The organism is Bacillus sp. 196mf (assembly GCF_003217275.1).
GTDB classification, from domain to species: domain Bacteria; phylum Bacillota; class Bacilli; order Bacillales; family Bacillaceae_G; genus Bacillus_A; species Bacillus_A thuringiensis_S.
Genome location: NZ_QJTG01000007.1, coordinates 39,134 through 61,816, shown reverse-complemented (window position 1 = coordinate 61,816; position 22,683 = coordinate 39,134). Strand labels below are relative to the sequence as shown.

Here is a 22,683-nt window from a genome sequence, read left to right as displayed (position 1 = left end):
AAAGCGCAAGAAATAGTAAAGCCTAAAGAAGAGGCAAAAGTCAAAGAAGAAGTAAAAGTTAAAGAAGAACCGAAAGCGCAAGAAATGGTAAAGCCTAAAGAAGAAGTAAAAGCTAAAGAAGAAGAAAAAGCGCAAGAAATAGCAAAAGCTAAAGAAGAAGAGAAAGCAAGAGAAATAGCAAGAGCTAAAGAAGAAGAGAAAGCAAGAGAAATAGCAAAAGCTAAGGAAGAAGAAAGAGCAAGAGAAATAGCAAAGGCTAAAGAAGAAGAGAGAGCGAAAGAAGTATCACAAAACAATATACAGTCTGCTAAACGTGAATTAACGGTAGTAGCGACAGCGTATACTGCTGATCCAAGTGAAAATGGTACATATGGTGGACGCGTTTTAACTGCGATGGGGCATGATTTAACGGCAAATCCGAATATGAGAATTATCGCAGTTGATCCGAAAGTAATCCCATTAGGATCTAAAGTATGGGTAGAAGGTTATGGAGAAGCTATCGCTGGTGATACTGGAAGCGCAATTAAAGGTAATCGTATTGATGTATTAATGGGGTCAAAAAGTAAAGCTATGAATTGGGGAAGAAAAACTGTTAAAGTAAAAATTTTATAGTAACTATAATGATCCAAATAGAAGTCAGTTCTCTTTATTGAGGCTGGCTTTTATTTTTTTAGTGGAAGTATAATAGGATTTTTAAATGACTTATTAATAAACCTGTAATAAAACATAAAAATTGTCTCATGTTTAGAAAAACTATTAAGAATGAGGTAAGGAAGTAGAACAGAAGGTTATTGAGAAGTAGAGAAGAATAGTATGTTGAAAACGAAGGGTTAACGTATAATGAAATATATAAATCGGATCAAATCGTTTACTAAACACTTTCACTCATAATAGTGTAATTAAGTTCAAAGGATAGGTGTATTTCATGAAAGAAGTAAGAGAATATATTGAAACAAAGAAACAAGGTGTATTGGAGTTGCAAATAAAAGAAACGGAAGAAAAGCTAGGTGCTGCTTTCCCAAATCAATATAGGGATCTTATTAAATTAGTTAATAATGCTGAAATAGGGGAATGGATACTATATCCGATTAAAGATAATAGAAATGTAACGAAAACTTGGGATGATATTGTTAGACAAAACATTGACATGAGAGATGAGTCTATACCAGAAAATCTTATCATAATTGGTGACGATGGTTCAGGGGATAAATTGTGCTTTAAAATAAATAATGGAAAAATGGATGATAAAATATATATTTGGTATCACGCGGATGACGAAATGGAAGAAATATCTCCGAGTTTAAAAGAATTTATTATGGAAACTATTCAGGAAGACGATGTTTTTTAGTCTTAATTATTATCATTTTGTGAATCATTCTTATAAAGGCGAGGATAGAATATGACAATAGAATTATATGGCGCACATTGTAATGAGCGGAAAGGGTATAGAGTAATTGAAGGAAGAGGTTCATATAATCATTACTTTGGCGGTCAAGATTGTAATTTGCCAGTATGTAAGTTATGCGGTGAGAAGATGCATCAAATTCTCTGTTTTGATTTAAAAGATGGGAGACTTGCTGAACTTAAAAGTAATGAACTAAATATTTTACCATTCGTTTCATGCTTGAACTGCGCGATGGTGTGGGAACCGCAATATTTTCAGTTAAGTGATGGAGGTAAAACAGTTCAAATCATAAAGCAGCAAAATACAGAAGAATGGATAATGGAAGAGGAAGATAAGTTACCAGTTTCATTACCAAAAACAACGGTAAAGCTTATAAATATGAAAAATGAAGATATACCTACAGATGAAGATAGTTACTGGGAAGCTTTTGACTTGTTCGGTTCTGAATATGTATGTAGATTATTAGGGGCACCATTATATGCGGATCTTCCAGAGCATTTGGCGTGTCCAACTTGTTCTAAAGAGATGAAGTATGTTGCTACAATTACACAAGATATCGAGGAACGTGAACTTATTTCAGTAGTTGATTTCCAGTTTGGGGAAATGAATATATACTATTATTTATGTAAAGATTGTTCAATTATAAAAACGGAAACACAAAGTACATAACAAGACTAACATATTATATTAGTCTTGTTTTTGTATCGCAACATCATTAAGAATCGCATCAAATATATCTTTTTGCGTAAAGTTATCTGTAAAAATAGTTTCTCTGGCAACCTCAATTGTATCGTGCGGATTATACCATTTTTGGAGGGAATCTTCACCAAATTCATATCGTTTGTCCCTTGTGTTATGTCGTCTAATAGTTTCCTCTAATGATAAATCAAAATAATATGTAAATGCATTTTCATCAAAATAACGAATTAATTCTTTTAACATCTCACCATACCTGCGACTGTCCAATATACCTTCTAAAATAACAAATTCACATTTTCCTTTTCCGTACTTTGTAATTTCAAATAGTAAATCATGTGATAAATTACCCATTGTGTCGTGTACTCTAAGCATATCTCTACGCACAACATCCTGTGATACTAAAAGTGTACCTTGTCCGAAATGTTCTTGTAGTTGCTTTGCAATCGTTGTTTTACCACTTGCGGAGTTTCCTCTAAGAATGATTAAAGTGGATGTAAGTATAGGTTTAGACATAATGTATTCCCCCAACGGTATTAATTATATAGAAAATTTTAACAAATAAAGTGAGGAAAGTGTATAATTAATATGATGGATATTTAAGGAGGGGATTAGATGGGGGATATATTAAAAAATGCACAACCTATATGGAAACGGACTTGGTTTCGTTATCTAGGGGCATTTTTTATTGTTCAGTTACTGTTTATTTTGTGTGAAATAACTGCGTGGGCACCAAACTTTAGGCCAGGCGGAGAGTTTTTTAATAGAATATTAAATTCTCAATTTTTCACTGAATGGTTCACACTCTATACAATCCCGCAATTTAACGTATTTACAGCATTTTTTGCGATTACATTACTACCATATGCATTAGTAGGTGCAATGAAAGATGTAACATCAAGAAAAAATATAAAGGAATAATAGAGGTATAATATGCTTTTTCAAAAAGAAGGTTTATTGATTAGATACGTAATGGAAAATGATGCAGCTATCATTTCTAAATGGTTAACGGACCCAGCAGTCCTGCGGTATTACGAAGGGCGAGATAATCCGCAATCTGTAGAAAAGGTGCTTGATCATTTTATGCATAATCCAAACAGTAATGAAAATAGATGTTTAATAGAATTTGATACCGTTCCGATTGGTTACATACAAATGTACCCAGTTGATTCAGAGTGGAAAGCGATATATGGCTATAAAGAATCACAAAATGTATGGGGAATGGATCAATTTATCGGTGAACCAGTCTATTGGGGAAAAGGAATTGGACAAAAACTCGTTCAGGCAGCAATTACATACATTATGGGTGAAATGGGAGCAGAAGCAATCGCAATGGATCCGAAAGTAAATAATGAACGAGCGATAAAGTGTTATGAAAAATGCGGATTTAAAAAAGTAAAGATTTTAAAGGAACATGAGCTGCATGAGGGGGAACTAGAAGATTGTTGGATGATGGAATACAAACAATTATAATGAATATGCAATGGCTTATATAAACGAAGGGAGCTGTGTGAAATGAAAAAAGCATTAATCGTAATTGATGTGCAAGCCGGTATGTATACAGCTGGAATGCCAGTACATAATGGGGAAAAATTTTTACAAACATTGCAAGAGCTTATTGGGGAATGTCGTTCAAATGATATTCCAGTTATTTATGTCCAACATAACGGTCCTAAAGACCATCCGTTAGAAAAAGGTACGGATGGATGGCGAATCCATGCAACAATCGCTCCGCAAGAAGGGGATGATATTGTTGAAAAGACGACGCCAGATTCATTCCATAAGACAAACTTAAGCGAAGTGTTACAAGAGAAAGGAATTGAACACGTTATTCTTTCGGGAATGCAAACAGAGTATTGTGTAGATACGACAACGCGCAGAGCATGTAGTGAAGGATATAAAGTAACGTTAGTTAGTGATGCGCATAGTACATTTGATGCAGAAGTGTTACGTGCTGAAGATATTGTGAAACATCATAACGCAGTATTGGGAGCGTTTGCGGATGTTGTTGCATTAAAAGACTTGAAAGTGGCTGCCTCTAAATAAGAGGCAGTTTTTTTATTAGAAAAATAGCGTCAAATATTGTTGGTAAGTCGATATTTTGAAATAATCGTTTATATAATTTCACGTACCATAATAAAAATATACAAAAAAGGAGCACCACATAATTAAAAAGGGCGCTCCTGCATTAAAATGTTACTTCTTCTTGTCTTTATCCAATATATTTTGTTCTTCAGCAAACTCCGTACCATATGCAAAGCGGCGATTAATACGAATGTTATCATTGTTGTGCCTTGTATGAGAGTTAGAGAAGCGATGAACGATTACTTCAGATAAAGTGAAGACGATGGCAGAAAGGATACTGCCCCATGCAATTTGCATATAGTTGTCTAATAAAATATTACCGAAAATCCATACGCTTAAATATGTTAATAAGAAATCCGACATAATGGCACCAGTATTGCCAATTCGATTTAAAATAATTTTATCAACGAACATGTAGGATACGATTGTAACAAAGAGACTGAATGAAATAATTTGAACAAACGTTGCAGGGAAAAATAAAGCAAGCCCAATGCTAAATGCGATAATGCACGATATAAACTTGATAAGCACTACTGTGAAATCATTCAAAATTTACACCTCCGATTTATACATAGTTTTGCAATAAATTCTGGAGTTCATACATTGTAACGGATTTATTTACATAAAACTTTTTCATGTTCGGAATTTAGTCTAAATATTATAAAAATAACGAAAAAATGTTATAGTAAAATGAGAGTGTATGACATTTTTAGGTAAGGGGGAATCCAGGATGTGGATTACTTCAGAAGTAGAAATTCCAGATGAGTTAATTGATCACATTGAGCAAGGAAAGTTAGTGTTATTTGTTGGAGCGGGAGTTTCTATGAAAGGGAAATCAAACTTACCAAATTTTGATGATTTAGTTGATGAAATTGCAAAAACGTTATATGTCGAAAAGCGTGAAATAACAGAACCACATGATTATTATCTTGGTAAAATTGCGAAAACAAAAGATGTACATCAAGTCGCAAGAGATCTTGTTCATATAGAGAAATCAAAACCGAATCCATTACATTATGCAATTCCAAGGTTATTTCCTTTAGATACAGATATCCGCATTGTAACAACAAATTTTGATCAACATTTTACAACTGCAATTAAAGAAATAAATAGAGATATCAATGTTTATTACGCTCCAGCTTTACCGACTGGGAGAGCTTTTAAAGGTCTTGCTTATATACATGGTAATGTAGAACAGGAGAAAGAGGCTTTAATTTTAACAGACGGTGATTTTGGAAGGGCTTACTTAACGGAAGGGTGGGCGAGAAGATTTTTAGTCGATCTATTCTCAAATTACACCGTTTTATTCGTTGGATATAGTCATAATGACCCAGTAATGAAATATTTAGCAACTGGTTTACCACCAAGTACAAGACGATTTGCTTTCGTCGCACAAGGAGAAAATACGTACCACTGGGAACATTTGGGGATAAGACCGATTGTGTATCCGAATAAAGTGAATAATCATCAATCCCTCGTAAAAGCGGTAAAACGCTGGGCGGAATTAATGGGTGATAATTATATTACGAAAAGAATGCGTATTCGGGATATTGTAACGGTTCCCCCGTCAGTAGAACAGGAACAATTATCATACATAAAGCAATCAATTAAAAAAATTGAAACAGTTCGTTACTTTGTGGAATTTGCTCACGATTATGAATGGGTCGAATGGTTAGAAGCAGAAGGTAAATTACAAAATTTGTTTATGCTTACGCCAAACTATAATGAAGTAGATGAATTACTTGCAGAATGGTTAGTGGAACAATTTCTTTTTAGTCATCAGATAGAATTATTTCAATTAATTTATAAAAACTATTCTAAAATATCACCGTTATTATGGAGAACAATTTGTAACTACTTAAACGAAACGAAGAGTAAGATGGACCCATTGTTGTTTGCCAGGTGGACACTCCTTTTATTAGAAACTGCTGAAAAAGATAGTAGCTCTATAGAAAAGATTTCTAAGTTACTGCAAAAATGTTCTTTTCCTGAGCATAAGGAAATTGCGTTATTGTTACTAACTTTTATTTTAGACGGAAAGCTGAAGTTGAAACGTGTAAGAAAATGGGGAAATGATACGCAAGAAGCAATAGAACTCGAGGAATCGAGTCGCTTGCCAGTATCAACATTTTCTCATGTGGAGCAAATTTGGAATGAAAAGATGAGGCCATATATCGCCTATTATGCTGTTCCAATTATGATGATTGGATTAGAAAAATTGAGAATGTTGTCATTAAGACAAACGGCACTGAAAAAAAGAAATACGGAAGATGTAGAAAAAGAGTTTCATCAAAATGATCTTGCATTTTTAATACAAATTGTAAAAGAGTGTCTAACTTATTTATGTGAAAACAATGAGAAAAAAGCGGATTATTATATTACAGAAATGATAGAAGCGAATAGTGTACTTCAAAAGCGAATTGCAATTGATGCGATGAATAAAAATATTTTTGTTCGTGTAGATGACAAAATGAAATGGTTGTTACATGAAGGACTTCTTTTAGATTTCACTTATAAACACGAAGTTTTCCAACTTTTAAAAAGTCATTATGCAAATTGTTTGGAAAAAACAAAAGAAGAAGTCACTCGAACTGTAATAAAGCGTCTTACAGAAGAGAGAGTATTTGATGCATGTCTCGTATTAGACTTATTATTCAAGTGTGATTCAAATAGTCCATCTACGGCAAATGGGTATGAGTTAATGAAGCAAAAGCATCCTCATTTTCATTCTGAACAATACAGTGTACAAAAGAAAGAGGATACAGCGCAAAGCATTACTTGTAATGTAACAGCTGACGGATTATTGCAGCTGAAAGATGTTGAAATTATGAAGCAAGTTCGGCAATTTTCGCAAGATGGTGTTTTTGAACAACGCCATTTTTTAGAGATGTTATCAAAAGCATGTAAATTGAATACGGAGTGGAGTATTTCATTCGCATATCAATTAGTAGGAGTGCAAGAAATAAGTAATGAAGTATGGTTTGTTTGTATTAGAGAATGGCGAAATAACAGAGGATTGACAAATGATCAAATCCAAAAAATTATTCCGTTATTGCAGAAATTTGTTAGAAATACTGCTTTTCATTGGTTAATTAGTAGTTTTCTATATGAAATTAGTAATCGACTAGAAGAGTTAGAAGAGAATAGTATACGTGTTGTAAAACGCTTTGCTTTTTCAGTGTTTCCTCAAGTTATGAAGAGTGATACGGATTTTAAGCTTGGAAAACAAGATTTTTACAATGAATCAATTCAGCATCCTGTTGGAAAAATGACGGCTGTATTATTAAAGTTGTTATCATATGATCATTTATACGATCGTAATGTATATGAATATTTATTTTTATTTGAAGAACAAGTAAGAGTTAATTCAGTACGAACAAACTTTATGTTTGCTCGTTTAATAGCAGATATTACATTTCTATATCATATTGAAAAGCAATGGTGCCGAAAATATTTGTTACCATACTTAGATTTAAAAAAACAAAATGAAATTACGGAATATGCATGGGCTGGTTTATGTTACACGCAAATAAATTTACCTTTATTTACAGAAATGAAGCGTTTTATTAAGTATGCGATAGAACATTTGGAAGTATTACATCCGCATACGAGGGAAGCTTTCTTGAAGTGGCTTAGCTTTGTATTTATTAAATGTGTACTATATTGGGAGCAAAAAACAGATTGGTTATACCCTTTACTCGTATTAGAAAATGAAGAAAATAAAATTAAATTTATGCAGTTTTTATGCTATTACGTCAAAACATTAAGTGTAAAAGAACAACAAAAATTTTGGACAGCTTGGCTCAGTGTATTTTTGCGAGAACGACCAAAAATGGGTGAGATAACAGCGAGAGAATATGTAATGCTTTTACGTATTATTTTATACATGGATGAAATATTAGAAAAAGGATTATGTATTATGTCTCGTGCATTTTCAAGTGTAAATGGTAAATGTACAGGTGAGGAAATGAAGCAGTTATTGATTGAAATGCTTCATAAGAAAGAAAGTATGAAAGCGCATAAAGAAATGTTTGCAAATGTGTTTTTTATTTTACTACAAACATGTCAAGAAGCCGTTTTATTTGAAAAAGAAATCATAAAAATAAAAGAATTATTAGTTCAGTATGGAGTAGAGGAATATGTTTTACATTTACTAGAAAATGAAATAATTCGCATAGGAATTGTAATGGGTGATTTACAAGAAGAATTATAGGACGAAAGTGGAATTTTAAAAAATATATAAAAAGTTGTTGACAGTGTTTTGAAAAGCGTTCTATAATACGAATCATACTTATTCAATTTCAAAAACATTTGAATAAACAAAGTGCAATGAAGAGATCACAGTAGTGGTTAGTCTTACTGTAACAGAGAGCTGGTGGTTGGTGTGAACCAGTACAGGGATAATCATGAATTACAGTCTTGGAGCATCTTTTTCGTAATAAAGATAGTTTGTCTTTATGAGGAAAAAGCGGTCAATTGATCGTTAACAGTGAAGAGAGGTAGACAGAAAGTTAGTCTACAACTAGGGTGGTACCGCGATAAATATCGTCCCTACTGATTTATTCAGTAGGGACTTTTTGTATTTTAGTGGTCCAACTTGAAAATAAAATAGTCATGCATTGAAAGGAAAAGCAGTAGTTGTTGTTTCCCTGTAACAGAGAGCTGGTGGTTGGTGCGAACCAGTACAAAAACAAGAGCGAATTACAGTCCTGGAGCATCTTTTTCGTAGTAAAGATAGTATTGTCTTTATGAAGGGAAAGACGGTCAGATGATCGTTAACAATGAAGAGAGGTAGACGAAAGAAGTCTACAACTAGGGTGGTACCGCGATAAATATCGTCCCTACTGATTGGATCAGTAGGGCTTTTTTGTACAAAAAAGTGGCTTTTTAACTAGTAGTTCATGTCTTTGTACGAATTATTAGTTTAAAATAAGAAGAGGTATCGATTCCACTATAAATTTGTATAATTAACCAGTTCAGAAAATAGAGAATCTTTTATTCTCTTACTATACTTTTAAAACATTAGAGGAGGATTTCCAAATGGCAAATCATGAATTAGATCAATTACGTAAACAGGTAGATGAAATTAACTTACAACTATTACACCTTTTAAACAAACGTGGTGAAATCGTTCAAAAAATTGGAGAACAAAAGCAAGTACAAGGTACGAAACGCTTTGATCCAGTACGTGAGCGTGAAGTACTTGATATGATCGCAGAGCATAACGAAGGACCATTCGAAACATCAACAGTTCAACATATTTTCAAAACGATTTTCAAAGCAAGCTTAGAGTTACAAGAAGATGATAACCGTAAAGCGTTACTAGTATCACGTAAAAAGAAACAAGAAAATACAATCGTTGATGTAAAAGGTGAATTGATTGGAAACGGAACACAAACGTTCATCATGGGACCTTGTGCAGTAGAAAGCTTAGAGCAAGTTCGTCAAGTAGGGCAAGCGATGAAAGACCAAGGCTTAAAATTAATGCGCGGTGGTGCATTCAAACCGAGAACATCTCCATACGATTTCCAAGGTTTAGGAGTAGAAGGACTACAAATTTTACGCCAAGTAGCAGACGAGTTCGACTTAGCAATTATTAGTGAAATTTTAAATCCGAACGATGTTGAAATGGCATTAGACTACGTTGATGTAATTCAAGTTGGCGCACGTAACATGCAAAACTTCGATTTATTACGAGCTGTAGGTAAAGTTAACAAACCAGTATTATTAAAACGTGGATTAGCAGCAACAATTGATGAGTTCATTAATGCAGCGGAATACATCATTGCGCAAGGTAACGATCAAATTATTCTTTGTGAGCGTGGTATCCGCACATACGAAAGAGCAACACGTAACACATTAGACATTTCTGCAGTACCAATTTTAAAGAAAGAAACACATTTACCAGTTATCGTTGATGTAACACATTCAACTGGACGCAGAGATTTATTATTACCAACAGCGAAAGCGGCACTTGCAATTGGCGCAGATGCAGTAATGGCTGAAGTTCATCCAGATCCAGCAGTTGCATTGTCAGATTCTGCACAACAAATGGACATTCCAGAATTCCATAGATTCATGGATGAGTTAAAAGGTTTCAAAAATAAATTATCTTAATTCCATATTATATATGCGTTGAAGAGGAAACAGTAGTGCTTATCTCACTGTTAAAGAGAGCTGATGGCTGGTGTGAATCAGTACAAAGGTAAGCATGAATTACAGCCTTGGAGCATCTTTCTCGACAACTTATGGAGGGGAAGACGGTCAAACGATCGTTAAAGAAGAAGAGAGGTAGACGACAGTTGTCTACAACTAGGGTGGTACCGCGATAAACATCGTCCCTACTGAGCGCTCAGTAGGGACTTTTTTGTACAAAAAAATAGTAAAGGGGCAAGAGAAATGAGATACATTACAGCTGGAGAATCACATGGACCGCAGTTAACAGTTATTTTAGAAGGTGTACCAGCAGGTTTGACACTTACGGCGGAACATATTAATAAAGAATTATTAAGAAGACAAAAAGGTCATGGACGCGGAAGACGCATGCAAATTGAAACAGATACAGTTGAAATTGTAAGTGGTGTTCGTCACGGGATGACACTTGGATCACCGATTACGTTAATCGTAAAAAATGATGATTTCAAACATTGGACGAAAGTAATGGGTGCTGAGCCAATTTCTGAAAAAGAAAGTAAAGACATGAAACGTACAATTACAAAACCACGTCCAGGACATGCGGATTTAAATGGAGCAATTAAATATGGTCATCGTGATATAAGAAACGTATTAGAGCGCTCATCTGCAAGAGAAACGACAGTTCGTGTAGCTGCTGGTGCAGTTGCAAAACAAATTTTAAGCGAATTAGGCGTAAAAATTGCAGGACATGTTCTTGAAATTGGTGGAGTAAAAGCAAAACATATTTCAAACTTACCGATTGAAGAAATTCAAACGATAACTGAAAACTCACCAGTTCGATGTTTAGATAAAGAAGTAGAGCAAGAAATGATGGATGCGATTGACAACGCAAAAAGTAGCGGAGATTCAATCGGTGGTATTGTGGAAGTTATTGCAGAAGGTATGCCAATTGGCGTTGGTAGTTACGTTCATTACGATCGTAAATTAGATGCAAAACTTGCTGGTGCAATTATGAGTATAAATGCATTTAAAGGTGCTGAAATTGGCGTAGGTTTTGAAGCGGCAAGACAACCAGGAAGTAAAGTGCATGATGAAATTCTGTGGGATGAAGAAAAAGGATACACGAGAAAAACGAATAATGCCGGCGGTTTAGAAGGCGGTATGACAACAGGTATGCCAATTGTCGTAAGAGGCGTTATGAAGCCAATTCCTACATTATACAAACCGTTAGCAAGCGTTGATATTGATACGAAGGAAGCATTCCAAGCGAGTATTGAAAGATCTGATAGTTGCGCAGTACCAGCAGCGGGTGTAGTAGCTGAATCTGTTGTAGCATGGGAACTTGCAGATGCACTAGTCGAACAATTCGGAAAAGATCGTATGGAATTATTAAAACAAAACATTATGCAACACAATAACTACGCAAAAGAATTTTAATAAAAAGGTGGGTTTAACGTGCAAGTAAAAGATCAACTATCATCATTACAACCATATAAACCAGGTAAATCACCAGAACAAATGAAAGAAGTGTACGGAGATCATTCGTTTGTGAAATTAGCATCGAATGAAAATCCATTCGGTTGTTCACCGAAAGTTTTAGAAGAGTTGCAAAAATCTTGGTTGGAACATGCTTTATATCCTGACGGAGGTGCTACGACGCTCCGTCAAACAATCGCGGATAAGTTGCATGTGCAAATGGAACAAGTACTTTGTGGTAGTGGTTTAGATGAAATCATTCAAATAATAAGTCGCGCCGTATTACGAGCGGGAGATAACATTGTAACAGCAGGTGCAACATTCCCGCAATACCGTCATCATGCGATTATTGAAGGCTGTGAAGTGAAAGAAATTCCTTTAAATAATGGTGTATACGATTTAGACGAAATTTTGTCAGCGGTAAATAATAATACGAAAATCGTATGGATTTGTAATCCGAACAACCCGACGGGCACATATGTGAATGAGCAAAAATTAACTCAATTTATTGAAGGCATTAGTGAAAATACGTTAATTGTCATTGATGAAGCGTACTATGAATACGTAACAGCAAAAGATTTCCCTGAGACATTACCGCTTTTAGAAAAACATAAAAATATTCTTGTACTTAGAACGTTTTCTAAAGCATACGGATTAGCTTCTTTCCGCGTTGGATATGCGATCGGACAGGAAGAGCTAATTGAGAAATTAAATGTCGTACGTTTACCATTTAACGTATCTTCATTAGCGCAAAAAGCAGCGACGATTGCTTTTGGTGATAACGAGTTTATTGAAGAAATAGTTCACGTGAATACAGAAGGATTACAGCAATACGAGAGTTTCTGTAAGGAAAACGAAATACCATTTTATTCGTCACAAACTAATTTCATCTTCTTACCGGTAGAGAATGCTGGAGAGATTTATGAAGCTTGTGCACATGCAGGGTTTATTATTCGTCCATTCCCAAATGGTGTCCGTATTACAGTTGGAACAAGGGAGCAAAATGAAGGAGTGATTTCAGTGTTAAAACAACACTTTGAAAACAAAAAAAGTAAGTCTCGAGATGAGACAAATGCGTAAAAAGGTAGTATTAATTGGAACAGGTTTAATAGGAGGCTCTCTCGCCTTAGCAATTAAGAAAGAGCACGATGTAACGATAACAGGGTACGATATATTTCAAGAGCAAGTAGAGCGTGCAAAAGAATTACACGTAGTAGATGAAATAGCAGTTGATTTACAGCGTGCATGTGAAGAGGCACATTTAATTGTTTTTGCTTCTCCAGTTGAAGAAACGAAGAAGCTATTACACAAACTTGCGTCATTCCGTTTACGAGAAGATGTTATAGTGACTGATGTTGGTAGTACAAAAGGGTCTATTATGAACGAAGCGGAAACTTTATTTTCAAAGGAAGTTTCTTTCATTGGGGGACATCCGATGGCGGGTTCTCATAAAACGGGAGTTGAAAGCGCAAAGGCGCATTTATTTGAAAATGCATTTTACATTTTAACACCGATGAATCATATACCAAATGAACAAGTGGAAGACCTTAAAGTATGGTTAAAAGGAACAGGATCTCATTTTCTTGTTTTAAATACAGAAGAACATGATTATGTAACAGGGATTGTTAGTCATTTCCCGCATCTTATCGCAGCAGGTTTAGTAAAGCAAGTTGAGAAACATGCAGGAGATAATCCGCTCATTCATCAACTCGCTGCTGGTGGTTTCAAAGACATTACACGTATCGCATCTAGTAGTCCTAAAATGTGGAGTGATATTGTAAAGCAAAATCGAGAGCATTTAATGGTATTATTAAAAGAGTGGATCTCTGAAATGGAAGGTTTATATAAGACAGTTTCTACCGGAGATGCAGGCGAGATTCAAAACTATTTTGCAGATGCGAAAGAATACCGTGATTCTTTACCAGTAAGAAAGAGTGGTGCAATTCCTGCCTATCACGACTTATACGTTGATGTATTAGATAAGGTGGGGGCATTGGCTCATATTACGAGTATTTTAGCGCGCGAGGAAATTAGTATTACGAACTTGCAAATATTAGAAGCGCGTGAAGGACTGCTTGGGGTATTACGTATTAGTTTCCAAAGGGAAGAAGATCGTATGAAAGCAAAGCTAGCGCTTGGAGAAGAAGAATACCAAACTTATGAAACAATTTAAATGAGAAGGTGAAAAACGTGAAAGAAAGAACAATACAACCTGTTAATAACGGATTGAATGGCAATATTACAATCCCAGGTGATAAATCCATTTCACACCGTGCTGTTATGTTCGGTTCGATTGCAGAAGGGAAAACAACAATTAAAGGTTTCTTGCCCGGTGCAGACTGTTTAAGTACGATTTCATGTTTTAAAGAAATGGGAGTAGAAATTACGCAAAACGGTGATGAAGTTACTGTAGTTGGTAAAGGATTAGAAGGTTTACAGGAACCGAAAGCTGTATTAGATGTTGGTAATTCTGGTACAACAATTCGATTAATGTCAGGTATATTAGCTAACACACCATTTTTCTCTTGCGTACAAGGTGATGAGTCAATCGCAAAAAGACCGATGAAGCGTGTAACAAACCCATTAAAACAAATGGGTGCAAACATTGACGGCAGAGAAGAAGGAACATTTACACCGCTAACAATACGTGGCGGAGATTTAAAAGCAATTGAATATATTTCTCCTGTTGCAAGTGCACAAGTAAAGTCAGCTATTTTACTTGCAGGTCTTCGTGCAGAAGGTGTAACAGCTGTTACAGAACCACATATTTCACGCGACCATACGGAAAGAATGCTTGAAGCATTTGGTGTTAAAGTAACTCGCGAAGGGAAAACAGTGAAGCTGTCAGGTGGACAAAAATTAACAGCAACAGACATTCAAGTGCCAGGTGACGTATCATCAGCAGCATTTTTCTTAGTAGCAGGTGCAATCATCCCAAATAGTAAACTAGTATTACAAAATGTAGGAATGAATCCAACTCGTACAGGTATTATTGATGTTTTAGAGAAAATGGGTGCTACGTTCACTGTAGATCTAATTAACGAAGGGGCATCAGAACCAGCTGCAAATATTACAATTGAAACATCTTCATTAAAAGGAATTGAAATTGGCGGAGATATTATCCCTAGATTAATCGATGAGATTCCTGTAATCGCATTAGCGGCAACGCAAGCGGAAGGAATTACAGTAATTAAAGATGCACACGAATTAAAAGTAAAAGAAACAAATCGTATTGATACAGTCGTTGCTGAGTTAACGAAACTAGGAGCTCGCATAGAAGCAACTGATGACGGCATGATCATTTACGGAAAATCAGCTCTAAAAGGCAATACAGTAAATAGTTATGGTGATCATCGCATCGGAATGATGCTTGCGATTGCTGGCTGCCTGGCAGAAGGAAAAACAATTATTGAAGATGCAGAAGCAGTAGGTGTATCATATCCTACATTCTTTGATGAACTTCAAAAGTTAGCTAAATAATAAGGATGGAAAGCAGATACGTGATGTATCTGCTTTTTTTGTTAAAACGTCTTTCTAATTTCACTTACCGAACTACAATAGAAAGAATTGTGATACAATTCAAACAGGGAATGGAGGAGAATTATATGAATGTCATACAATTAAAAGAAGATAAGTTCAGAGAAGCATTATGTTTATCAGAATACGCTTTTCAATATAAAGTAGATGAGGAACGATTACAGCAGCAACTTACAAAGATGAAGGAAAGTCATGAAATATACGGCATTATGGAAGGGGAAGACTTAGCAGCAAAACTACATCTTATTCCGTTTCATATTTACATAGGTAAAGAAAAATTTAAAATGGGTGGCGTTGCAGGGGTAGCGACGTATCCTGAGTATAGAAGAAGTGGGTATGTAAAAGAGCTACTTCAATATTCACTTCAAACGATGAAAAAAGATGGCTATACAGTCTCTATGTTACATCCATTTGCGGTTTCATTTTACCGTAAATACGGCTGGGAACTTTGTGCGAATTTAGTCACATGTCATATGACTAAGAGCGATTTAGTGATGAAAAAACAAGTAAATGGCACTGTGAAACGTTTCAATAAAGAAAATCATCCAGAAGAAGTCGAGAAGCTCTATGAAGCATTTGCAGAACGTTTTTCAGGTATGTTAGTTCGAGAGAAGAACTGGTGGTTTCAAGCGGTTTATGATGATTTAACATTAGCGATTTACTATGATGAAAATAAAAAGGCAGCCGGTTACATGTTATACAAAATAGAAAACTATAAAATGACAGTAGAAGAATTTGTACCACTGCATAATGAAGCACGAAATGGTCTGTGGAACTTTATTTGCCAGCATGATTCTATGATTAAAGAACTTGAAATGACAGTAAGTGAAAACGAACCGTTGCTATATTCATTGCAAGAGCCACGCGTGAAGACAGAAATAAAACCATATTTTATGGGAAGAATTGTAGATGTAGAGCAGTTCTTAAAACAATATGAGTTGAGCTGGAACAATGTACAGCAAGAAGTGATTCTACACATTACAGACGCATTTGCTCCGTGGAACAACGTATCAGTGAGGCTTGCGAATCATGAAATAACAATTATGAAAGAGGAAACAATAGATAAAGGAATTAAGCTGGATATTAACGCATTATCTACAATAATGTTTGGCTACAAGCGTCCGTTAGAACTTAATGAACTAGAATTCATTAGCGGAAGCGAAGAGGAAATACAAGCATTTGAGAATATAGTTCCAGTACGTAAAGCTTTTATTTATGATTTCTTTTAAGCTTTAAATAGGAAATGGGGCTGTCCCAAACAAAATTTGGGACGGTTTTCTCTTTGGTTCTCGTTTTTGTCGGTAAGTGGATGTATTCTAAAAACCGCTGATATAAATTGATTCACAAACAAGGGATTAAAATTGCAACTATACGTAGTTACGCACTTGACTTTTAGTCCTTGTAATTTATAATTAAAAACGGAATGAATTTTCATTCCTAAAAATAGAGGTGGAAAAAATGGCTAAAAACAAACAAGAGGATATTTTTGATGCTGCGATGCAACTTTTTGCAGAGCGTGGTTACGATGGTACGACAATTCCAATGATCGCTGAAAAGGCAAAAGTCGGTGCGGGTACTATTTATCGCTATTTTGAAAATAAAGAGGCACTAGTTAACTCATTATTTTCAAAAAGTATGTTAGAGCTTTCTGAAATGATAAAAACAGATTTTCCTGTTGAAGCAAATATTCGTGAACAGTTTAGTCATACGTACAACCGTTTATTTGAATTTGCGAGAAACAATGTGGACGCTTTTTTATTTACAAATTCTCACTGTGACAGTTATTTTCTTGATGAACAAAGTAAGAAAATATTTGACGATTTTATAGGCTTCTTTATGAATATTATTGAAGATGGAATCGCAAAAGGTTTTCTTCGTCCATTGCCTCCAGTTGCTTTAATTATTATTGTATATCAGCCGCTAGAAGCATTAACGAAAGTAATTGCAACAGGGCAATTAGAATACTCGAAAGAGTTAGTAAAAGAATTGGAAGAAAGCTCTTGGAATGCTATTAGAATCATTTGATTCTATAGCTTTATAAGGACAGGAATGAACATTCATTCCGGAAAAGATTAGTTTAATAGGGTCTATAGAATAAATCAATAGAATGATAGGAATGAACGTTCATTCCTAAAAATAGTTTCGAAATAATAGGAATGAATATTCATTCCGGAACTAACATTATACTTTCAAAACGGGAGATGATTAAAATGAGTAAGCTAAAAAATTGGAGAAGTTTATCTTTTCTATTATGGATAGTTATTACTATTACAATGATCGTAACGATGCCTAATATGGATAAATTAGTGAAAGAAAAAGGGCATATTACGATTCCGAATACAGAGCAAAGTAGTATCGCTGACAAAATGATAAGAGAGATGGATAAAGACGGGACAGAAAAATATGATGTTATAGCTGTTTTTAATAGTGGAAGTAAAGCAGCTTTAACAACTGAGCAAAAAGATGAAATAATAAAAACAATCAACGCTTTACAAAATGAAAAAGAGCAATTAGGAATTAAGGAAGTTGTTTCACATTTAGATAATAAAGACTTGGAAAAACAATTGATATCTAAAGACAATACGACCATTTTAACGCAAATTTCTGTAGATAAAAAACATGGTGAAATATCAAAAATTGCAAATGGGCTTCATAATAAAATTAAACCGAAGGGAGTTAAAACGTACTTAACAGGAAGTGATTTAATAGCGGGTGATTTTCTTACATCCTCTCAAGAGGGAGTGAAAAAGACAGAAGTTATTTCTATCATTTTCATTTTAGTTGTATTAATCATTGTATTTCGTTCACCAATTGTTCCAATCGTTTCTCTGCTTACAGTGGGTGTATCATATTTAGTTTCAATGGGGATTATTGCCCATCTAGTAGATCAATTTAATTTTCCGTTTTCTAACTTTACACAAGTGTTTGTAGTTGTTGTCCTGTTTGGGGTTGGAACAGACTATAACATTTTATTATATACAAGGTTTAAGGAAGAATTAAGTAAACAAGAAAATGCATTTTTAGCTACGAAAGAAACGTTTAAATCGGCAGGGAAAACCGTTTTATATAGTGGGATAGCAGTACTAATTGGTTTTGCATCTCTTGCTTTAGCGAGTTTTAAATTATATCAATCTACTTCAGCCGTAGCAATTGGTGTCGCAGTATTATTACTCGTATTAACTACGTTAAATCCATTTTTTATGGTGCTTTTAGGAAAAGGAATGTTTTATCCAGTAAAAACATTTAAAGGTCATGAGGATAGTCGTTTATGGGGATTTCTTGCGAAAAACTCAGTAGTAAGACCATTCGCAGCTTTAATCATTGTATTTGTGATATCGATTCCTTTCCTAATGAAATATTCTAACACACTAAATTACAATGATTTATTTGAAGTAGATAATAAATATGAATCGAAAAAGGGGATTAACGTAATAGAAGAACATTTTCCACCTGGTTTTTCTTCACCAAGTACGTTAGTCATTCAATCGGATAACAAGTTAGACGAGGCGAGTTCTCTTCAAACTTTAGATGAACTAACTGATAAGATTTTGAAAGTGAAAGGTGTGTCAGAAGTATATTCACCGACGCGTCCAACTGGGGAAAGGATAAAAGAACTATATATAAATAAACAAGCTGGAGAACTAAATACGGGGTTAGGAGATGCCAATGGTGGTATAAAGGACATTAATGATGGGTTAACTGCTGCGAAAGATAAAATGGGTAGTAAAGACTCAAATAGTCTTGCAAACGTTCAAAAGTTAATTGATGGAACAAACGAAGCGAAAAACGGTGTAACGGCATTAGGAACAGCTTTACATCAACTATCAAGTGGTATAAATGACGGAGCACAAGGTGCGCAACAAATTGAGGGTGGATTAACTTCAGTAAATGAAAATATAAATGTTTTATCTAATGCAACTTCACAACTTCATGCTGGTTATGCACAGTTAGAAAAAGGTTTAAGCTCTTACGATCAATACTTTGGAAGTATTTCTCAAGCAATTGATGGTGCGAAAAAAGGTTATGAACAAATTGAAGTGTTAATGACCAATTTTATTCAAACGAAACCAGAATTAGCAAATGATCCGAACATACTACAAACGATAGGAATTGCTAAAGAGGCTCAGAAGCAATTAGGTGTGCTTTCAAATGAATTAAATCAATTAGCAACGCATCATAAAGCGGCGATGGGCTCATTTAAAGAAGCGAATCAATCGTTATTGAAAGTGGATAACGGTTTAAAAGAAATGAACAATGGAGTTACTAAATTACAAAAAGGAGCAGCTGATCTTAAAAATGGATTAGATGAAGGTGCTTCAGGTTCTAAACAAATTGCGAACAAGTCATCTGAGTTACAAACCGGATTAACAAAAATAAATGATGGGCAAGGCCAGTTATTAACCGGGCTGAAAGACTTGCAAGAACAGATGGGGCAATTACAATCAGGATTATCTAAAAGTACAGAAGGGCTCGAAAAGATAAGTAACGGACTAGGGGATGCTCAGAAATATTTAGGAGAATTGAATGAATCAAAAAGCTCTGAGAAATTTTATATTCCAAAAGAAGTTTTAGAGGGAGAAGATTTCCAAAAAGCATTGAATACGTACATGTCACATGATAGAAAGACTGCTAAAATGACAATCATTTTAGACGTAAATCCGTATTCAAAAGAAGCGATGCCAATCATTGAAGAAATTAATAAAACGATAGACGGTACATTAAATGGTACAGAATTAAAATCAACAAAAAAAGCGATTGGCGGTACAACAGCAAGAAACGTTGATTTAAAAGAAGTAACGGGCCAAGATTTCTTACGTACAGCTACAATTATGTTAATTGGAATTGCGGTTGTATTACTCGTTATTACACGGTCATTTTTAAATACAATCTTCATTATTGGATCTTTAATATTAGCTTATTTTGCATCACTTGGTATAAGTGAACAAATTAGTACACACATACTAAACGTAGAGTCATTGAGCTGGAATGTACCATTCTTTAGTTTTATAATGATAGTCGCTTTAGGTGTGGATTATAGCATTTTCGTAATGATGAGATACAATGAGCTAGAGGGGGACCCAGCAACGAAAATTGTAAATGCATCTCGTCACATAGGAGGAGTCGTATTATCAGCGGCACTTATTTTAGGTGGTACATTTGCTGCATTAATCCCTTCAGGTGTATTGACGCTTATACAAGTAGCATCTGTTGTTGGTGTTGCACTGTTATTATTAGCTATTATTGTGATGCCAATATTGATACCTGCGTTAATAGGGTTAACGAATAAAATGAAGAATTATACGAAAAAATTAAGTAAAAGAAAGTAAAGAATCCCCTTTTAAAAGGGGATTCTTCTTATTTAATAAATTTGTCCATCACATCTTTATATTTTGCGAATTTTTCATCTTTCATATCTCTGTTCATTATGAAATATGCTTCTATATAATATTATTTCGTTAAAAACGTACATTTTATTCAAGATAGAAAAGGGATGAATAGTAATCAACCGTTGCTATTCATCCAGCTTCTACTATATAATAGCTATAGTCTACAATAATTGAGTCGTAATATGCGATTTTTTAAGACAATCGGTGAGAAAACGCTGAAATAAGCGGTATTAGTAGGAGGACACAAATGATTACAGTAAGTAACGTTAGTTTGCGTTTCGCGGATCGCAAATTATTTGAAGATGTTAACATAAAATTCACGCCAGGTAACTGCTACGGTTTAATCGGAGCAAACGGTGCTGGTAAATCAACATTTCTAAAGATTTTATCTGGAGAAATTGAACCATCAACAGGTGATATACATATTACGCCAGGTGAGCGTCTAGCAGTATTAAAACAGAACCACTTCGAATATGAAGAGTTCCCAGTATTAGAAACAGTAATTATGGGTCACACGCAACTTTACAAAGTAATGCAAGAGAAAAATGCTATTTACATGAAAGAAGACTTTAGTGATGAAGATGGAATGCGTGCTGCAGAACTTGAAGGTGAGTTCGCTGAGCTTAACGGTTGGGAAGCTGAGTCAGAAGCTGCAATCCTTCTAAAAGGTCTTGGTATTGGTGAAGATCTTCATGACAAAAAATTATCAGAATTGACTGGTGCAGAGAAAGTAAAAGTATTACTTGCTCAAGCATTATTCGGTAAACCTGATATTCTATTACTAGATGAGCCTACCAACCACTTGGACTTAAAAGCGATTCAATGGTTAGAAAACTTCTTAATGAACTTTGAAAATACAGTAATCGTTGTATCCCATGACCGTCACTTCTTAAATAAAGTATGTACGCACATGGCTGATCTTGATTTCGGTAAAATTCAACTTTATGTTGGTAACTATGACTTCTGGTATGAGTCAAGCCAATTAGCTTTAAAATTAACACAAGATGCTAATAAGAAAAAAGAAGAGAAAGTAAAAGAGTTACAAAACTTCATTGCACGCTTTAGCTCAAACGCATCTAAAGCGAAACAAGCAACTTCTCGTAAAAAATTATTAGATAAAATTACATTAGATGATATTAGACCATCATCACGTCGTTACCCATTCGTTGGCTTCACACCTGAGCGTGAAATAGGAAATGACTTATTAACTGTTGAAGGCCTTTCTAAAACAATTGATGGCGAAAAAGTGTTAGATAATGTGTACTTCACTTTAAATAAAGGTGATAAAGTTGCATTTATCGGTCGTAACGATATCGCGATGACAACATTATTTAAAATCCTTATGGGTGAAATGGAGCCAGATAGCGGTTCATTCAAATGGGGTGTTACAACATCTCAATCTTACTTCCCAAGAGATAACTCTAAATACTTTGAGAACAGTGACTATAACTTAGTTGATTGGTTACGCCAATTCTCTCCACAAGATGAGTCAGAAAGCTTCTTACGTGGTTTCTTAGGCCGTATGTTATTCTCAGGTGAAGAAGTTAAGAAGAACGTTTCTGTATTATCTGGAGGCGAAAAAGTTCGTTGTATGTTATCTAAAATGATGTTAAGTGGTGCGAACGTAATCACACTTGACGATCCAACGAACCACTTAGACCTTGAGTCTATCACTGCATTAAACAACGGTTTAATTGCTTTCAAAGGTACAATGTTATTCACATCTCATGACCATCAGTTCGTACAAACAATTGCAAACCGCATTATCGAAGTAACACCAAACGGTGTAATCGATAAAGAGGCAACTTACGATGAGTACTTAGAAAATGAAGAACTTCAAAAACAAGTAGATGCAATGTACAAAGGTCAATAATATATCATGAAAAAACTCGCTCTTTTTAGAGCGAGTTTTTTTGTCGAGAAAACATAACACCACTGGTGGGGCAAATGAATAATTATTCA

18 protein-coding genes and 3 other annotated features are annotated in these 22,683 nt (G+C 34.8%); of the genes, 16 read left to right on the top strand and 2 right to left on the bottom strand.

From position 1 onward, the window contains the following. The 3 genes from ATL10_RS12685 to ATL10_RS12675 all read left to right on the top strand — a co-directional run. Positions 1–612: 3D domain-containing protein (locus ATL10_RS12685; RefSeq protein ID WP_258375772.1), on the top strand; the 612-nt coding region annotated here is incomplete at its 5' end. Between the two features lie 313 nt (positions 613–925). After that, a complete protein-coding gene (locus ATL10_RS12680; protein ID WP_000665935.1) occupies positions 926–1,348 on the top strand; it encodes an SMI1/KNR4 family protein in 423 nt (140 codons plus the stop codon). Positions 1,349–1,399: 51 nt separating this feature from the next. Continuing rightward, positions 1,400–2,074, top strand: a complete 675-nt coding sequence (locus tag ATL10_RS12675; RefSeq protein ID WP_000151352.1) for a hypothetical protein — start codon at positions 1,400–1,402, stop codon at positions 2,072–2,074. An 18-nt stretch (positions 2,075–2,092) separates the two neighbouring features. Here the strand turns inward: ATL10_RS12675 and ATL10_RS12670 are convergent, their stop codons facing one another. After that, positions 2,093–2,617 (bottom strand): kinase, encoded by a 525-nt coding sequence (locus ATL10_RS12670; RefSeq protein WP_074625439.1) that lies wholly within the window; start codon positions 2,615–2,617, stop codon positions 2,093–2,095. A 99-nt stretch (positions 2,618–2,716) separates the two neighbouring features. Here ATL10_RS12670 and ATL10_RS12665 point away from each other — a divergent pair, with 99 nt between their 5' ends. Genes ATL10_RS12665 through ATL10_RS12655 form a run of 3 tightly spaced genes read left to right on the top strand, consistent with a single transcriptional unit; the run spans position 2,717 to position 4,147 of the window. Then, positions 2,717–3,022: a YfzA family protein gene (locus ATL10_RS12665; protein WP_000502339.1), complete on the top strand. Its 306-nt coding sequence runs from the start codon at positions 2,717–2,719 to the stop codon at positions 3,020–3,022. Positions 3,023–3,034: 12 nt separating this feature from the next. Further along, a complete protein-coding gene (locus ATL10_RS12660; protein WP_000898784.1) occupies positions 3,035–3,574 on the top strand; it encodes a GNAT family N-acetyltransferase in 540 nt (179 codons plus the stop codon). 42 nt (positions 3,575–3,616) lie between these two features. Continuing rightward, on the top strand, positions 3,617–4,147 hold the full coding sequence (locus ATL10_RS12655) for a cysteine hydrolase family protein (RefSeq protein ID WP_016081173.1): 531 nt from the start codon (positions 3,617–3,619) through the stop codon (positions 4,145–4,147). Between the two features lie 150 nt (positions 4,148–4,297). On the opposite strand, the gene ATL10_RS12645 is transcribed toward ATL10_RS12655, so the two are convergent. Continuing rightward, a complete protein-coding gene (locus ATL10_RS12645; RefSeq protein WP_000997702.1) occupies positions 4,298–4,735 on the bottom strand; it encodes a YndM family protein in 438 nt (145 codons plus the stop codon). Positions 4,736–4,916: 181 nt separating this feature from the next. Between ATL10_RS12645 and ATL10_RS12640 the strand changes: the two genes are divergently transcribed. The 10 genes from ATL10_RS12640 (at position 4,917) to ATL10_RS12590 (ending at position 22,594) form a co-directional block, all read left to right on the top strand. Further along, positions 4,917–8,399 (top strand): DUF4020 domain-containing protein, encoded by a 3,483-nt coding sequence (locus tag ATL10_RS12640; RefSeq protein WP_110496967.1) that lies wholly within the window; start codon positions 4,917–4,919, stop codon positions 8,397–8,399. A 107-nt stretch (positions 8,400–8,506) separates the two neighbouring features. Further along, positions 8,507–8,742, top strand: a binding site (T-box leader). A 54-nt stretch (positions 8,743–8,796) separates the two neighbouring features. Continuing rightward, positions 8,797–9,032 (top strand) — a binding site (T-box leader). A 194-nt stretch (positions 9,033–9,226) separates the two neighbouring features. Further along, a complete protein-coding gene (locus ATL10_RS12635; protein WP_001273575.1) occupies positions 9,227–10,303 on the top strand; it encodes a bifunctional 3-deoxy-7-phosphoheptulonate synthase/chorismate mutase in 1,077 nt (358 codons plus the stop codon). A gap of 9 nt (positions 10,304–10,312) precedes the next feature. Continuing rightward, positions 10,313–10,532: a binding site (T-box leader), on the top strand. 53 nt (positions 10,533–10,585) lie between these two features. Continuing rightward, complete coding sequence (gene aroC, locus ATL10_RS12625) at positions 10,586–11,758, top strand: chorismate synthase (protein ID WP_001269431.1); 1,173 nt, start codon at positions 10,586–10,588, stop codon at positions 11,756–11,758. An 18-nt stretch (positions 11,759–11,776) separates the two neighbouring features. Then, positions 11,777–12,877, top strand: coding sequence for a histidinol-phosphate transaminase (hisC, locus tag ATL10_RS12620; protein WP_075717735.1), 1,101 nt, complete (start codon positions 11,777–11,779; stop codon positions 12,875–12,877). Then, a complete protein-coding gene (gene tyrA, locus ATL10_RS12615) occupies positions 12,870–13,970 on the top strand; it encodes a prephenate dehydrogenase (protein WP_075717745.1) in 1,101 nt (366 codons plus the stop codon). Before hisC ends, tyrA begins: the two co-directional genes overlap by 8 nt. Before the next feature lie 17 nt (positions 13,971–13,987). Further along, positions 13,988–15,277, top strand: coding sequence for a 3-phosphoshikimate 1-carboxyvinyltransferase (gene aroA, locus ATL10_RS12610; protein ID WP_000664630.1), 1,290 nt, complete (start codon positions 13,988–13,990; stop codon positions 15,275–15,277). Between the two features lie 125 nt (positions 15,278–15,402). Continuing rightward, positions 15,403–16,563: a GNAT family N-acetyltransferase gene (locus tag ATL10_RS12605; protein ID WP_001100911.1), complete on the top strand. Its 1,161-nt coding sequence runs from the start codon at positions 15,403–15,405 to the stop codon at positions 16,561–16,563. 229 nt (positions 16,564–16,792) lie between these two features. Then, positions 16,793–17,359, top strand: coding sequence for a TetR/AcrR family transcriptional regulator (locus ATL10_RS12600; RefSeq protein WP_001107300.1), 567 nt, complete (start codon positions 16,793–16,795; stop codon positions 17,357–17,359). A 185-nt stretch (positions 17,360–17,544) separates the two neighbouring features. Further along, complete coding sequence (locus tag ATL10_RS12595) at positions 17,545–20,661, top strand: MMPL family transporter (protein WP_141534632.1); 3,117 nt, start codon at positions 17,545–17,547, stop codon at positions 20,659–20,661. A 307-nt stretch (positions 20,662–20,968) separates the two neighbouring features. After that, entirely contained in the window at positions 20,969–22,594 is a 1,626-nt protein-coding gene (locus tag ATL10_RS12590) for an ABC-F family ATP-binding cassette domain-containing protein (protein WP_000633860.1), read from the top strand. Positions 22,595–22,683: the final 89 nt, after the last annotated feature.

Coding starts and splice junctions, on each gene's coding strand:
- ATL10_RS12595 (WP_141534632.1), top strand. CDS start 17,545: ATGAGTAAGCTAAAAAATTGGAGAAGTTTATCTTTTCTATTATGGATA.
- ATL10_RS12605 (WP_001100911.1), top strand. CDS start 15,403: ATGAATGTCATACAATTAAAAGAAGATAAGTTCAGAGAAGCATTATGT.
- ATL10_RS12675 (WP_000151352.1), top strand. CDS start 1,400: ATGACAATAGAATTATATGGCGCACATTGTAATGAGCGGAAAGGGTAT.
- ATL10_RS12660 (WP_000898784.1), top strand. CDS start 3,035: ATGCTTTTTCAAAAAGAAGGTTTATTGATTAGATACGTAATGGAAAAT.
- ATL10_RS12640 (WP_110496967.1), top strand. CDS start 4,917: ATGTGGATTACTTCAGAAGTAGAAATTCCAGATGAGTTAATTGATCAC.
- ATL10_RS12590 (WP_000633860.1), top strand. CDS start 20,969: ATGATTACAGTAAGTAACGTTAGTTTGCGTTTCGCGGATCGCAAATTA.
- ATL10_RS12670 (WP_074625439.1), bottom strand. CDS start 2,617: ATGTCTAAACCTATACTTACATCCACTTTAATCATTCTTAGAGGAAAC.
- ATL10_RS12600 (WP_001107300.1), top strand. CDS start 16,793: ATGGCTAAAAACAAACAAGAGGATATTTTTGATGCTGCGATGCAACTT.
- ATL10_RS12680 (WP_000665935.1), top strand. CDS start 926: ATGAAAGAAGTAAGAGAATATATTGAAACAAAGAAACAAGGTGTATTG.
- ATL10_RS12655 (WP_016081173.1), top strand. CDS start 3,617: ATGAAAAAAGCATTAATCGTAATTGATGTGCAAGCCGGTATGTATACA.
- ATL10_RS12665 (WP_000502339.1), top strand. CDS start 2,717: ATGGGGGATATATTAAAAAATGCACAACCTATATGGAAACGGACTTGG.
- ATL10_RS12635 (WP_001273575.1), top strand. CDS start 9,227: ATGGCAAATCATGAATTAGATCAATTACGTAAACAGGTAGATGAAATT.
- aroC (WP_001269431.1), top strand. CDS start 10,586: ATGAGATACATTACAGCTGGAGAATCACATGGACCGCAGTTAACAGTT.
- tyrA (WP_075717745.1), top strand. CDS start 12,870: ATGCGTAAAAAGGTAGTATTAATTGGAACAGGTTTAATAGGAGGCTCT.